The 14508-nt window shown below is 62.8% G+C and carries 13 protein-coding genes; 3 read left to right on the top strand and 10 right to left on the bottom strand.

Features of this window, described 5'->3' with window-relative positions; genetic code table 11:
- Positions 1 to 12 precede the first annotated feature (12 nt).
- The gene (locus NKG59_RS13475; RefSeq protein ID WP_253537571.1) at positions 13 to 1158 is read left to right on the top strand and encodes a M14 family metallopeptidase; all 1146 of its coding nucleotides are present in this window, start codon (positions 13 to 15) and stop codon (positions 1156 to 1158) included.
- A gap of 40 nt (positions 1159 to 1198) precedes the next feature.
- On the opposite strand, the gene NKG59_RS13470 is transcribed toward NKG59_RS13475, so the two are convergent.
- The 10 genes from NKG59_RS13470 to NKG59_RS13425 all read right to left on the bottom strand — a co-directional run bounded on the left by NKG59_RS13470 (position 1199) and on the right by NKG59_RS13425 (position 12780).
- Positions 1199 to 2023 (bottom strand): BspC domain-containing protein, encoded by an 825-nt coding sequence (locus NKG59_RS13470; protein ID WP_253537568.1) that lies wholly within the window; start codon positions 2021 to 2023, stop codon positions 1199 to 1201.
- 156 nt (positions 2024 to 2179) lie between these two features.
- Positions 2180 to 3778, bottom strand: a complete 1599-nt coding sequence (locus NKG59_RS13465) for an ABC transporter substrate-binding protein (protein ID WP_253537565.1) — start codon at positions 3776 to 3778, stop codon at positions 2180 to 2182.
- A gap of 161 nt (positions 3779 to 3939) precedes the next feature.
- Positions 3940 to 5151, bottom strand: a complete 1212-nt coding sequence (locus NKG59_RS13460) for a DUF2863 family protein (protein WP_045206230.1) — start codon at positions 5149 to 5151, stop codon at positions 3940 to 3942.
- Positions 5152 to 5248: 97 nt separating this feature from the next.
- Positions 5249 to 5521: a hypothetical protein gene (locus NKG59_RS13455; protein WP_253537562.1), complete on the bottom strand. Its 273-nt coding sequence runs from the start codon at positions 5519 to 5521 to the stop codon at positions 5249 to 5251.
- A gap of 217 nt (positions 5522 to 5738) precedes the next feature.
- On the bottom strand, positions 5739 to 8444 hold the full coding sequence (gene acnA, locus NKG59_RS13450; RefSeq protein ID WP_253537559.1) for an aconitate hydratase AcnA: 2706 nt from the start codon (positions 8442 to 8444) through the stop codon (positions 5739 to 5741).
- Positions 8445 to 8520: 76 nt separating this feature from the next.
- On the bottom strand, positions 8521 to 8928 hold the full coding sequence (locus tag NKG59_RS13445) for a 2-methylcitrate dehydratase (protein WP_045206233.1): 408 nt from the start codon (positions 8926 to 8928) through the stop codon (positions 8521 to 8523).
- 35 nt (positions 8929 to 8963) lie between these two features.
- Positions 8964 to 9518 carry a hypothetical protein gene (locus tag NKG59_RS13440; protein ID WP_253537556.1) on the bottom strand — a complete coding sequence of 185 codons (555 nt, stop codon included), beginning with the start codon at positions 9516 to 9518 and terminating at the stop codon, positions 8964 to 8966.
- A gap of 258 nt (positions 9519 to 9776) precedes the next feature.
- The gene (prpB, locus tag NKG59_RS13435; protein ID WP_253537553.1) at positions 9777 to 10673 is read right to left on the bottom strand and encodes a methylisocitrate lyase; all 897 of its coding nucleotides are present in this window, start codon (positions 10671 to 10673) and stop codon (positions 9777 to 9779) included.
- A gap of 23 nt (positions 10674 to 10696) precedes the next feature.
- On the bottom strand, positions 10697 to 11677 hold the full coding sequence (locus tag NKG59_RS13430; RefSeq protein ID WP_253537550.1) for an HpcH/HpaI aldolase/citrate lyase family protein: 981 nt from the start codon (positions 11675 to 11677) through the stop codon (positions 10697 to 10699).
- 116 nt (positions 11678 to 11793) lie between these two features.
- On the bottom strand, positions 11794 to 12780 hold the full coding sequence (locus tag NKG59_RS13425) for a malate dehydrogenase (protein ID WP_253537547.1): 987 nt from the start codon (positions 12778 to 12780) through the stop codon (positions 11794 to 11796).
- A 352-nt stretch (positions 12781 to 13132) separates the two neighbouring features.
- Between NKG59_RS13425 and NKG59_RS13420 the strand changes: the two genes are divergently transcribed.
- Together NKG59_RS13420 and sdhC are read left to right on the top strand one after the other, a co-directional pair.
- Complete coding sequence (locus tag NKG59_RS13420) at positions 13133 to 13942, top strand: GntR family transcriptional regulator (protein ID WP_253537544.1); 810 nt, start codon at positions 13133 to 13135, stop codon at positions 13940 to 13942.
- Between the two features lie 272 nt (positions 13943 to 14214).
- Positions 14215 to 14508, top strand: a 294-nt coding sequence (gene sdhC, locus NKG59_RS13415; RefSeq protein ID WP_253537542.1) for a succinate dehydrogenase, cytochrome b556 subunit, incomplete at its 3' end; no start/stop codon positions are given.

The raw sequence follows: 14508 nt of genomic DNA, 5'->3' as shown, positions 1-14508 counted from the left end.
ACAGGATCCGACATGACAGCCACTCAGCCGCACATCTCCAGCGCGTTCGACAGCGGCGCCATCGAAATCGTCGATGCCGCACGCGCCGATGCCATTCGCCTGCGCATTCGCCGCGATTCGCACGCAGACTTCATGCAGTGGTTCCACTTCCGGCTGCAAGGCGTGCAGGGCCAAACCTGCAAACTCGCGCTGGAAAACGCCGGTGAATGCACCTACGCCGCCGGCTGGAAAGACTACCGTGCCGTCGCCTCGTACGACCGCGAGCACTGGTTTCGTGTGCCGACACGCTATGACGGCAAGATGATGACCATCGAGGTGACCCCCGAGCATGACAGCATCTGGTTTGCATACTTCGAGCCGTACTCGGATGAGCGCCACCTCTCGCTCGTGGCCGCCGCGCAAACGAAGCCGGGTGTGCGCACGCAACGCTTGGGACAAACGGTGCAGGGCCGTGACATGACCAGCATCACCGTCGGCGAACCTGGCCGCGGCAAGAAGAACGTGTGGATCATCGCGCGTCAGCATCCGGGCGAGACGATGGCCGAGTGGTTCGTTGAGGGCCTGCTTGCGCGTCTGACGCGTCAAGGTGCCTGGAGCGGCGATCCGATCGGCCGTGTGCTTGCCGAGCGCGCCGTCTTCCATATCGTGCCGAACATGAACCCGGACGGCTCGTCGCTGGGCAATCTGCGCACCAACGCGGCCGGCGCCAACCTGAATCGCGAGTGGATGGAGCCCGACGCCCAGCGCAGTCCCGAAGTGCTGGCTGTGCGTCAGGCCATCGAGCAGACCGGCGTCGACCTCTTCTTCGACATCCATGGCGATGAGGCGCTGCCTTATGTGTTCGTGGCGGGCAGTGAAATGCTGCCGGGCTTTACCGATGCGCAGCGTGCTGATCAGGACCGCTTTGTCGCAGCTTTCCTGCGCGCGTCACCGGATTTCCAGACGCGATACGGCTACGAGGCCAGCAAGTACCACGAAGACGCGCTGAAGCTCGCTTCCAAGTACGTCGGCCACACCTATGGGTGCCTGTCGTTGACGCTGGAAATGCCGTTCAAGGACAACGCCAACCTGCCCGATGCACGCGCGGGCTGGGACGGCGCCCGCAGCGCCGCGTTGGGCGCGGCCATGCTGCAGGCGATCCTGGAGTATCTCGGCTGAAGATAAGCGCTGCGCCGCCTGTGTGGGCGGCGCGCTGCGCTTAGTTGGAGGACGACTTCTTCGTCGTCTTTTTGGCCGTCGATTTGCTTGCGGTCGTCGACTTTGTCTTGGCCGTGCTGCTGCCCTTGGCGGACTTGGCCGTCGCTTTCGTCGAGGCCTTGCCCTTGGCCGCGCTCTTGCCGTGTGCCGCCGCACTGGTCGTGCAGCGATGTCCGCGGCGGCAGTGCGTACGCGCTTTCGACGACGAAGGTGCAGCGGCTGGCGCGGCGAACGGCTGGCCATTGGCGTCGAGCAGCTCATACGCCAGCATCATCCCTTCGTCATACCCGCAGCGCACGCGCACTGGCTCCCATTGGTCATTGCCCGTGCCGCGCTTGTGCACGGCGGCATTGAAGCTGACCACGCTGGACACCTTGATCGCGCCTTGCTTGCTGGACGAGAAGCGGGAGTCCCACGGTTCGACCTTGGCTTGGTCGTTGGAGAGCGCGCCGGTTGGCAGGCGGAACTGGTCGAAATTGGTTGAGCGCGGGATGATCCAGCTCGCATGCGCAGCGCAGTCGGCCACGTCGGGGCGGGCCCCTTCCGATTGAATCAGGCGGTCACGGGTTTGTGCGCGGTATTCGGACAAGCTCATCTTGTCCTTGGAGGGCAGATTGACCGTCGTGGTGCCGCTGCTATTGGTCGCGTCGAAGACGATGGGCGGCGTGGTCGGGACGGGCTGAGTGGCCGGCTTGGCTGGCGCGGCGGGGATGGTCGGCGTGGCGTTGGTGGCCTGGGTCGACCCATCGGTCGGTTCAGTCTGCAGGTTGGAGCAGGCGGCCAGCAAAGCGACGACGCCGAGACAAAGTAGTTTGGGTCGCAACATCACGAGTTACGGGGTGTCGGCGTGGAAATCGCCATGATAGAGGAAAGCTAAGGATGAAAGTTCCTGCTAGTTACCCCAATGCGTCCCCAACGCGGCACATCCGGCGGATTTGCTGTAACAGTGCGTTACGGCAAGGTGTTGGTTACCAAGTGATCATCATTGCTTGGTGAACAACCACGCGAGCGACCATTCGTCGGTGCGCGCCTCGTAGCGGATGCCCTTGCGCATGGCCCACGTGGCCAGTTGGTGATGCGACGGGATGATCGCGTAGTCGGTCTGCGCAAAGCGCGCCGCGATCTTGGCGGCCTGCTCGTGTGCCTGTTCGCTCGAGACCGTCGACAGCGATGTCTGCACCAGTTTGTCCAGTTCCGGATTGCTGTAGCGGCCCCAGTTCCACGAGCCGTAGCCGGTTTGCGGGTTGGGCGTGCCGAGGATGCTGCGCAGCGCCACATCGGCCGCCACCGAGCCCCAGCCGAGCATCATGAACGAGAACTCGCCCTGACGCGCGCGCGAGAAATACGCCGCCACCGGCAGCGTTTCCACCTTCGTCTGAATGCCGATGCGCGTGAGCAGCTGTGCGGTGGTTTGCGCGACCTGCGCATCATTCAGATAGCGGTTGTTGGTGGCGTGCAGCGTGAGTCCGAAGCCGTCCGGATAGCCCGCCTCGGCAAGCAGTTTTTTCGCACGAGCCGGGTCATAGGCAATTGGCTTGCCGCCCGGATGCCCGAAGATCTGCGGCGACACGATGCTCGATGCCACTACGCCCTGGCCCTCAAGCACGCGGCTGACGATGGCATCGCGGTTGATGGCCAGTGCGATAGCCTCACGCACGCGGTGGTCCTTGAGCGGGTTCTTGGCCAGCGGCTTGCCAGACTTGTCAGTCACGAACGGCGACACATCGCGGCTCTGGTCCATCTGCCAGAAAATCGTGCGCCACGACACCTGCTGTTCGAGGTGGAACCTCGGGTCCTGCTTGATGCGCGGGACGTCCGCAGCCGGTACGGCCTCGACGACATCCACATCGCCCGAAAGCAGCGCGGCCGTGCGCGCGGCATTGTCGGTGATGATCTTGAAGGTCACCTTGTCCCACTGCGGCACGCGGCCCCAATAGTGCGGGTTCTTCTTCAACACGATTTCCTGCCCGCGCGTGAAGTGGTCGAACAGGAACGGTCCCGTGCCGATCATGGTGCGGCCCGCATCAAAGTCTGCCTGCGCCGCGTTGGCCACTTTCTTCGGGATGATGGGCAGGCTGTTCAGATCGTTCGGGATGCTCGCGTAATTGGGCGTCGACAACTTCAGCCGCACTGTGAGCGGATCGACGATCTGTACGTCGGTAATTGACTTGGTATAGCTGGTGAACGGGCCCGGGCTATTGGTCAGCCGCGCCGGACGCTCGATCGATGCCTTCACGTCTTCGCCGGTGAACGGCGTGCCGTCGCTCCACTTCACGTTGGGGCGCAGCTTGATCTCCCACGTGTTGGCATCGACAGGTTTCCACGAGGTCGCCAGGCCGGGCGTGTAGCGGCCGTTCTTGTCGAGGAAGACCAGCGACTCGAAGATGTGCAGCGCCATGGCGTTATTGGGGCCGGCGTTGTTCCATTGCGGGTCCATCGAAGTGACGTCGGCGGACAGGCCGATGCGCAGGTCGTCGGCTTGCGCGGCGAACGGTATTGCGGCAGCCGCAGCCAGCGCGCAAGCGGCAAGGTTGCGGATCAGGGCGCGGATGGGAACACACAAGAGGGGACGGGTTGTCATCGGGGGGCTCCTGGGGTTCGGGCAATGATGCATGTGGCGGAAGATCGTCATTGTGCCGCAGCCCGGCCGGGCACGTGCGACGCAAACCGACAATCAATATGAACGATGGCGGAGCAATAAAAAAGCCACCCGGAGGTGGCTTTGATAACGTGCGTTGCCGATCAGTGGAACAGCGGCTGCTGTGTCGGCGCGTCTTCCGGCATTTCTGCGTGGACGATTTCGGCCGCGCGGTCTGCGTAGAGCGGGGCGCCGCAATCTTCGCAGTACTCCGGCTCGAAGAGCTGGCCGTGGCGGAAGATGTCTTCGATGCCGCAGGCGCGCAACTCGTCGCAGATCTGCTCGAGCGGACTGCCCGGTTCGCCTTCCGCGGTGACATCCGTGGCTCCACCATCGCGGCCGTACACGGGCCAGACGATGCCGTAGATGAGTTCTTTCTCGCCGCGCACCGTGAACGCTACGCGATATTCCTCGATCTGCTCTTCGCCGAATGCGCCGATGATGGCGCCGAACCGGTTGGCCGGCATATCGAGCGCGCCCTGCAGGTAGTTGACAGCAGCGCGGACGGTCAGCGGGCGGATCTGCTTGTCGGACTCGCGGCAGGACAGGAAGAATGCGTCGGGCAGCAGCAGGTCGAACTCGCAGCCAGGCATCAGTGTTGAGATGGTCGGCGTGACTTGCTCGCGCCATTGCTCCAGGCAGGCGGAGCGCTCTGCGTGGTGCTCCTTGGCGTCTTCCTGCCAGCGGAACAGCGCCTGGCCGTGTTGTGCGACGACGATCGCCACCAAGTAGCGCGGATCGGCCAGGATCGGTGCCGTCTCGGGCATATCGCGCAATTCGACCTTTGCCGGCTGGCCCGACAGCGCATAGGCCGCCAGCTTGTGCGTGAGCGCAAAGGTGTCGGAATGGGTGCGCGGCAGCTGGTCGATGCTGTACAGATACGGCGCGAGCGCCACGCGGGCGTTTGAAGCCATCACGTGGGCCTGCAGGTGCACCTGTAGCGTCTGCGCCATCTCGGGCTTGATCGTGCCCGACGGGATCATGTAGCGCGTGTGTGCCAGGATGGGCGCTGCAATCAGCAACGCGTCATATTCGACGCCGCCCGAGCTGAGGATGGCCGATTCGGCCAGTGTCTCGGCCTGTTCGGCCAGCACGTCGGAAGCTTCCTCGTTGTGTTTGAAAAGATGGTCTAACGCGGCGTCGAGCGCGGTCTGGCTGCCGTTCTTGAGCAGCCGGGAAAGACGTTCGGACAGCCTTTGTTCCCAATAGACGTCTTCGATGCGGCTGCCTGACGCGTCGAGCGCCAGCGCATCGGCCACCAGCCGTTCTGCATCGGGGGAAAGACGTTGGGGAGCCTTGGAGCGGAATCCTGCCATGCTGTGCCGTACCGGTCGTTGGAACAATGAAAGGGGCGTTATTTTACCCTTGTACGCTGCTGCGCGACGCCTATTACGAAACGCATAGGCGAAAACGTTAAGGCTTGGCCGCAGGCGCCGATGCTCCCGCTGCCACGCTGCTTGCGGCCGCAGGTATGGAAGCCGTTGTGGGTTCTGATGCGGCCGGCGCGCTGGCTGGTGCCGTGCGCGTCGCGGCAACCGGCTCGGAAGCGGCCAACGGCGGTGGCGGGGGCACAGGCGCAGCTGCTACAGCGGCGGCTGAGGTCTGGGCGTCGGGCTGCGGTGCCTTGACCAAGATGTAGAAAACGGCAGCCGCCACGACGATGAAAGCTAGTACCACTTGGGCCATGGGTGCGGGACTCCAGCAATGAGACGACCAGGCGAGGGCGGACGGCAATTTCGACACCACCAGGGCGAGCACATCACGCGGCCTATTCGGCACACTGTACCAAAGCCTGCTCCCTGATTGGAGCATCGTCACCTTGTTTGATTCGGCAGGCAATAAAAAAACCGGCTCCGAAGAGCCGGTTTCAGTTCTGCACTAACGCAGCGTAATGGCGTGAAGCTTAAGCCGCCAGCAACTGACGCAGCACGAACGGCAGGATGCCGCCGTGCTTGTAGTAGTCCACTTCGATCGGAGTGTCGATGCGCAGCAGCACTTGCGCACGCGTGGTCTCGCCGTTGGCTCGATGAATGACAAGGGTGACGTCCTGTTGCGGCTTGATTTCGCCGTCCAGGCCTTCGATGTCGAAGGTCTCGTCGCCCACGATGCCGAGCGATTGGGCCGAGTCGTTGCCCTTGAACTGCAGCGGAAGCACGCCCATGCCGACAAGGTTCGAGCGGTGAATGCGCTCGAAGCTGCGTGCGATCACGGCCTTCACGCCCAGCAGCTGCGTGCCCTTTGCGGCCCAGTCGCGCGAGCTGCCCGTGCCGTACTCTTCGCCACCGAACACGACCGTCGGCGTGCCGTCGGCGATGTACTTCATGGCGGCGTCGTAGATCGACATTTGTTCGCCGCTCGGCTGGAACAGCGTTTCGCCGCCTTCCACGCGCGAGCCGTCAGCCTTGGCCGGGATCATCAGGTTCTTGATGCGCACGTTGGCGAACGTGCCGCGCATCATCACCTCATGGTTGCCGCGGCGCGAGCCGTAGCTGTTGAAGTCGGCCTTGAGCACGCCGTTGGCCAGCAGGTACTTGCCGGCCGGCGACGTTTCCTTGATCGAACCGGCCGGGGAGATGTGGTCGGTCGTCACGGAATCGCCGAACACGCCGAGTGCGCGTGCGCCTTTGACCGATGCCGAGGCAGCGGCCGGCGTCATGCCAAAGCCTTCGAAGAACGGCGGCTCGGCGATGTAGGTCGACTTCGGCCAATCGTAGACCTGGCCCTTCGTGCCCTTGACGTTGGCCCACAGCTTGGACGGCTTCTTGACCTGTTCGTAGTTCGTGCGGAACGTGTCGGCGTTCATCGCGAACTTCATCAGCTTGGCGATCTCGTCCGAGGTCGGCCAAATGTCGCCCAGATAAATGTCTTTGCCCTTCTTGCCCTTGCCGACCGGCTCGGTCATCAGGTCGCGCGTCACGTTGCCGGCGATTGCGTAAGCGACGACCAGCGGCGGCGAGGCCAGGAAGTTGGCGCGGATGTTCGGGTGAATGCGCGCTTCAAAGTTGCGGTTGCCCGACAGCACGGCGGCAGCAACGATGTCGTTCTTCACGATGGCTTCGTTGAGTTCCGGCGTCAGATCGCCGGCGTTGCCGATACAGGTCGTGCAGCCGTATGCCGTTACGCCAAAGCCCAGCTTCTCCAGGTACGGCAGAAGGCCGGCGGCTTCCAGATACTTCGTCACCACACGGCTTCCCGGGGCGAGCGACGTCTTGATGTGCGGCGCGACCTCCAGGCCCGCTTCGACAGCCTTCTTGGCCAGCAGGCCCGCCGCCAGCAGCACGCTCGGATTCGAGGTGTTCGTGCAAGAGGTGATGGCTGCGATCAGCACGTCGCCGCTCTTCACGTCGACGCCGTTGGTGGTCGTGAAGGTCTTGTCGAGGTCTTCCGATTTCTTGTTGAAACCGTTTTCCGCGACCGGCTTCGAGAACAGCGACGAGAACGTCGACTTCACGTTGCCGATTTCGATACGGTCTTGCGGGCGCTTCGGGCCAGCCAGCGACGGGGCCACCGTGGCCAGATCCAGCGTCAGCGTTTTGGTGTAGTCGATTTCGCCGGCCTTCGGCACGCCAAACAGCTTTTGCGCCTTGAAGTAGCCTTCGAACGCGGCGATTTCTTCCTTCGTGCGGCCCGTGCCCTTGAAATAATCGATGGTCTTGTCGTCCACCGGGAAGAAGCCCATCGTGGCGCCGTATTCCGGAGCCATGTTGCCGATCGTGGCGCGGTCCGGCAGCGACAGGCTGGCCGTGCCTTCGCCGAAGAACTCGACGAACTTGCCGACGACCTTCTCCTTGCGCAGCATTTCGGTAATCGTGAGCACCAGGTCGGTGGCCGTGCAGCCTTCGCGCAGGCGCCCCTTCAGCTCAACGCCCACGACGTCCGGCGTCAGGAAATACACCGGCTGGCCCAGCATGCCGGCCTCGGCCTCGATGCCGCCCACGCCCCAGCCCACCACGCCAATACCGTTGATCATGGTGGTGTGGCTGTCGGTGCCGACCAGCGTATCCGGGTAGTAGACGCCGCCCTTCTTATGGACGCCGCGCGCCAGGTATTCCAGGTTGACCTGGTGGACGATGCCGAAGCCCGGCTGCACCACGCCAAACGTGTCGAACGCCTGCATGCCCCACTTCATGAACTGGTAGCGCTCGTTGTTGCGCGAGAATTCCAGCTTCATGTTCAGGTCCAGCGCCTTCTTCTCGCGGAAGTGGTCGATCTGCACCGAGTGGTCCACCACCAAGTCGACCGGCACCAGAGGCTCGATCTTCTTGGGGTTCTTGCCCATGCGCTCGGCCACGTTGCGCATGGCGGCCAGGTCAGCCAGCAGCGGCACGCCCGTAAAGTCCTGCAGCACCACGCGGGCAACCACGAACGGGATTTCATCAACGCGCTCGGCGTTGGGCTTCCAGTTGGCCAGTTGCGCAACGTGCTCTTCGGTCACCTTCTTGCCGTCGCAGTTGCGCAGCACGGACTCCAGCACGATGCGGATCGACACCGGCAGGCGCTCGATCGCCACGCCCAGTTCCTTGCCCAGTTGCGGCAGGGAGTGGAACTTGCCGGTCTGGCCGCCGTTGATCTTAAATTCCTTGAGTGTTTTTTTCAGATTGTGGGGCATGGCATGACTCCAAGGCTTGAGGATTGCGCGGGGTGCCGGGGCGCCCCTTGCGGATACATCAAATCGACAAAATCAATCACGTACAAACCGACAAACGCGTTGACCGGCCTGGCTTCTGACCGGTCGGGTAATCCGCCACGACCCCGCTGAACGTCTTGCCGCCGTTGATGCGGGCGGTGATGCCATGGGCGATCGGACGCTTCTTGGCATCGTGGTCATTCGTGGTGAAAGGCTGGTCTTCCACGCGGGCAATGTTCATGCGCAGCACATTGGTGCGCTGACCGCGGGCGATGGCATCTTGGTGATCTTCGATTGCCTTGCGGCCGAAGAGGGGCGTGCCTGGAGCCGTCGTGCCCGTCGTGCCATCTGACAGGACGGTCCCAGACACAAAAGGCCCACGGAGCCCGGCGCATCCAGACAAGGTCACATCGTCGACGATGACCTTGTCCAGATTCGTGCGGATGTTCGCAACCGGTGCGGACATGGGCGGCTCCTGTAGGCCTTTTGCGCGATATCGCGTTATTGCTGGGCCGGTTGGGCTGCGCCCGGCGCAGGGGCCGGAGCGGGGGGCGGGCTGTCCGGCGCCATCAGCGGCAGGCCGGCCGGAGCGCGCAGGGCGCCCGCTTGCGTCGGGGCCGGTGCGCCGGCAGCCATTTCGGCGGTCTGGCACTCATCGGCCAGACGGTGGCCTTCGTTGCGGTCGAACAGCATGGCCTTGGCAGGGATCACCACCAGATCCATCCCGGTCTTCTGATCGAAGTAACGGTCGGCGCCCGTGCGGGTCATCTGGCGCGGCAGCAGGTAGTTCTTGCCCTTCCAGTACATCGTAATGATCTGATCGCGCGCCATGTCGCCCTTGAGGTACATCTCGTTGCCAAGCTCGCACTTCCATTCGACGCCTTCCGGCTTGACGGCAGCAACAGGCGCGGCCTTCTTGGCGGCATGCTTCTTGGTCCAAGTCTTCTTTGCCGGAGCCTTCTTGGCAGCCGGCTTCTCTGGGGCCTGAGCGGCTGCATATTGCGATGCAGCCAGCGAAAGAACGCCAGCACAGGCGCCCACGATGAATTTGTTCATAGGGTTTCCTTCGGTAAGACAGAGTGGGGGAGGCGGCTGCCAGGCCACGGAACGCCACGGCATTTCGCACACCGGCCGGTATTTTGACCGATTTGGACGCTGCGCCCAACGTTCTGTTACATGCTTGCCCGACCGCTCCGCCAAAAGGGGGTGTCGTGCTTGCGCCAGCGCCGTTTTTCGGGTTGTTCCCGGGCAGCTTGCCCCCGCAGTTTTGCCTTCCGTTCTCCTTGTTTGCGTTGGTGTGGATCTTGGCCCGGCTCAACCGCGATTCTGTGCGAACAGCGCGTCCAGCTTGGCTTCGTAATCGTGGTAACCAATGCTGTCGTACAGCTCCATGCGCGTCTGCATGGTGTCGACAACATTCTGCTGCGTGCCATCGCGGCGAATGGCGGCGTAGACATTCTCGGCGGCCTTGTTCATCGCGCGGAATGCCGACAGCGGATACAGGATCATCGACACGCCTGCGGTGGCCAGCTCATCGCGTGTGAAGAGCGGCGTCTGCCCAAATTCGGTGATGTTGGCCAGCACCGGCACCTTCACCGCGTCGGCAAACTTGCGGTACATCGACAGTTCCGTCATCGCCTCGGGAAAGATCGCGTCGGCGCCGGCTTCCACGCAGGCCACGGCACGTTCGAGGGCGCGGTCAAAGCCTTCGACGGCCAGGGCATCGGTGCGGGCCATGACGACAAAGCTGGCGTCAGTACGGGCATCGACGGCGGCCTTGATGCGATCGACCATCTCGTCCTTCGAGACGATCTCCTTATTGGGACGATGGCCGCAGCGCTTGGCGCCGACTTGGTCTTCGATATGCATGGCCGCAGCGCCAAACTTGATGAGCGACTTGGTCGTGCGCGCCACGTTGAATGCCGAAGCGCCGAAGCCCGTGTCGACGTCTACCAGTAGCGGTACGTCGCACACATCGGTGATGCGGCGCACGTCGGTCAAAACGTCGTCCAGGCCTGATATGCCGAGATCCGGCAAGCCCAGCGAGCCCGCTGCCACGCCGCCGCCCGACAGATAGATCGCGCGATAGCCGGCGCGCTTGGCCAGCAGCGCGTGGTTTGCATTGATGGTGCCGACCACCTGCAGCGGCGATTCTTCAACCAGCGCCTGGCGGAAGCGCGCTCCTGCGCTGGCTTGGGTGTTCGTCGTCATGGTGAATCTCCTTTCTATGCCCGTCACGCGAAGAAGCGCGCGACGGCGTCGGCCGGCATCTCCACGCCCGTGGTGTGCGCCCGTTGCAGCACGGCCCACCAATAGCGATAGCTCGCGCGGTCATGCAGCCGGCCTTCATGCTGGATTGGTCCCCACGAGGCGTCCTGCGCCGCAGCAAGAATGGCGCTCGCGAGTGTCACTTCTTCGTGCGATGGGCGGAAAGCCGAAACGATCGGCGTGATCTGGTCCGGATGGATGCTCCACTTGCGCAGATAACCGAACTCGTTGCGGGCACGCGCAGCATCGGCGCCCGCGCGGTCCGGGTGTTTGATGTCAGTGCTGACGTTGTGCGACGGCACTTTGCCGTGGGCGTGGCATGCGGCGGAAATATCGGTCAGCGCGCGGCGGATCAGCGGATGCTCGAACTGCTCGGGCGAGCCCATCGCCGCGCCCGGAATCGCACCGTTGTGCGCCGAAACAAAATCCATCAGCCCAAAGCTCAGGCACTCCACCTGCACCAACGAAGCGATATCGAACACCTGCGTGAGTGCGCCATGCGTTTCGATCAACACGTGGATCGGCAGGTGCCGCGCAATGCCCGCAACCTTGGCAGCTTGGTTGATGCGATCGGTCACGCGCGCCACTTCCACCACGTCACGTACCTTGGGCACGGTCACGTAGGCGAGGCGGCGGCCGGCAAGGCCAACAAGGATGTCGACGTCTTGCGTCCACGCATCGTGGTTCGGATCGTGGATGCGCACGCCAACGCGGTTGAAACGGTTGTCGTCGCTGTTGATGAGCGCGGCGGCCAGTTCGGCATGTGCGCGTTCCTGGCCGACGGAGGCACCGTCTTCGCAGTCAAACGTGATGTCGAAAACAGGGCCAAGGGCTTGTTGCAGAGCGAGCGACTTGCGCATCAGTTTTTCTGCGCCCGCGTAGTGGTCGCAGACCGGCAATTGGGCCGGCAGCGCATCGTCCTGGAACAAAACCTCGGTGGGGTGCACGGGTTGTATCGGTTGGGCGGCGCTTGTCACGCCTATGTCTTGATCAAAATGCAGGTGTAAAAAAAACCGGAGGGTTCGCTGCCGATCCGCTCCGGTTCTTTCTTAGATCATGCGGATTACAGCAGATGCTGCACGCCCGCACGCTCGCCTTCCAGCTCGTCGAGCGTGATCTTGATCTTGCCTTGGCTGTACTCGTCGATTTCCAGGCCTTCGACGATCTTGTACTTGCCGTTTTCGGTGGTGACCGGGAAGCCGAACATCACGTCCTTCGGAATGCCGTATTCGCCGTTTGACGGGATGCCCATCGTGACAATCTTGCCGTTGGTGCCGAGCACCCAGTCACGCACGTGGTCGATGGCGGCGTTGGCAGCCGAAGCAGCCGACGACAGGCCGCGCGCTTCGATGATGGCGGCGCCGCGCTTGCCAACGGTCGGCAGGAACACGTCGTTGTTCCACACCGGGTCGTTGATCATGTCCTTGACGCTCTTGCCGTCGATCGTGGCGTAGCGGTAGTCGGCGTACATCGTCGGGCTGTGGTTGCCCCACACGAACAGCTTTTCGATGCTCGACACCGGCTTGCCAGTCTTTGCGGCGATCTGCGACAGGGCGCGGTTATGGTCCAGGCGCAGCATGGCGGTGAAGTTCTCACGCGGCAGGTCCGATGCCGACTTCATGGCGATGTAGGCGTTCGTGTTGGCCGGGTTGCCGACGACCAGCACCTTGACGTTGCGCGAGGCTACGGCGTTCAGTGCCTTGCCTTGTGCCGTGAAGATCTGGGCATTGGCCGACAGCAGGTCCGCACGTTCCATGCCCGGGCCACGGGGGCGGGCGCCCACCAGCAGTGCCACGTCGGCGTCCTTGAATGCGGTCATCGGGTCGGAATGCGCTTCCATGCCAGCCAGCAGCGGGAATGCGCAGTCTTCGATCTCCATCATCACGCCCTTGAGCGCCTTCTGGGCCTTCTCATCGGGGATTTCCAGCAGCTGCAGGATGACGGGTTGATCCTTGCCCAGCATTTCGCCGGCGGCGATGCGGAACAGCAGGGCGTAACCGATCTGTCCAGCAGCGCCGGTCACTGCGACGCGCATGGGTGCTTTTGCCATGAGAACTCTCCAAACGGTAGTGAAAGCGGATCGCACTGCGCGCGGCGCGCATCCCGGCAGGATGTCGGTGCAGCCTCGCAGGCATTGCCGGCAACGGTCGGCGCCTCGTGGGCGGTCGGCTCAGAAACGGCAAGAGCCTCGCAGTTTACTGCGTCCGCATGACGATGTGGAAACACACTGCAATTGACCTTTGAGCCGTTGTGGCGTGTCGTGGGGGCCGTCGCCCGGAGCAGGCGCGAGTGTAGGTCCGGCCTCGCTGTAAAGTCAATGAATCTTCTGTCTTATATAAGACATAAGACATTCTATAAACGGGCTGGACGCCTTTGTCGCTTTTGTGGTGAAATCGCCAGTTATGTCGAGCACACCCAGCCCTCTATCCGCTGCGATGCCACCCCCGGGCGGCGAAGGCGGCGCATCGTCCGCTTCTTCGGGCGGCGCGGGCGGCTCTCCCACCTTTAGCCCGTTGTATCAGCAGATCAAGACGCTGATCCTGCAAAGCCTGCAGGCCGGCGAATGGAAGCCGGGCGAGATGATCCCCAGCGAGATGGAATTGGCGGCCCGCTACAAGGTCAGCCAGGGGACCGTGCGCAAGGCGATCGACGAACTGGCGGCCGAAAACCTGGTCGCGCGGCGCCAGGGCAAGGGCACCTTCGTTACCACGCACTACGAAGAAGGCGTGCAGTTCCGGTTTTTGCGTCTGATGCCGGAGCAGGGCGAACAGCACTATCCGAGCAGCCGTGTGCTGGAGTGCAAGCGCATGCGCGCCCCGGCTGAGATCGCCCGCTTGCTCGAACTCAAGGCCGGCGATAGCGTCGTGCAGATTCGCCGCATCCTGTTCTTTTCGGGCGAGCCGACTGTGCTGGAAGAAATCTGGCTGCCGGGCGCGAGTTTCAAAGGGCTGACGGCTGAAAAGCTGACCGAGTGGAAGGGGCCGATGTACGCCTTTTTCGAGGCGGAGTTCGGCGTGCGCATGTTGCGTGCCACCGAGCACATCCGTGCAGTGGCGGCTGACGCGACCACGGCTGAATTGCTCTCGGTGGCGGCTCAATCGCCGTTGCTCTCGGTGGAGCGCGTGTCGCATACGTTCGGCGACAAACCGGTGGAGATCCGTCGTGGCCTGTACGTCACGACGCGGCACTACTACCAGAACGAATTGAATTGACGACACGTCGATGGGCCCGATTCGTGCGGGTCATGGCCACTTCGGCGGCGTCTTGGTTTGTGCGTCGCGCAACAGCGTATTGCGCGTCATGAAGGCAGTGTAGAGAAGACAATCGGCCCCCGTATCACGCCACTGGCAGGCGAGGGCAGGAAGCACAAAAGTGGAGCGCGTCGCATGGAATTAATGGTGCGCTGCGCAACAAAAGCGCGCTAAAATCTCGCGGATTTGTGCAAAGCTGTTTTGTTTGTTGATTAGCCAATTGGGGTCTGACCATGGCAGAAGCCATCAAGAAAGCCAGGCCGGTATACAGGAACATCGGTTTGGGCGACATTGCCCGTTACCGCTTGCCCTGGGCCGGTAAGGTGTCCATCTTGCACCGTGCCAGCGGTGCGCTGATGTTCCTTCTTCTTCCGTTCGTGCTGTACTTGTTCGAGCAAAGTCTCACGTCGGAAATCAGTTTCGCCAAGTTCACGGCGCTTCTGTCCAACGGCTTTGCCAAGGTTGTCGTCCTTGCCCTCATCTGGGCATACCTGCACCACTTCTGCGCCGGCATCCGTTACCTGATC

Origin of the sequence: Ralstonia chuxiongensis (assembly GCF_024158925.1) — a bacterium.
GTDB lineage: Bacteria > Pseudomonadota > Gammaproteobacteria > Burkholderiales > Burkholderiaceae > Ralstonia > Ralstonia chuxiongensis.
This window is presented reverse-complemented; position numbering and strand designations above follow the sequence as displayed.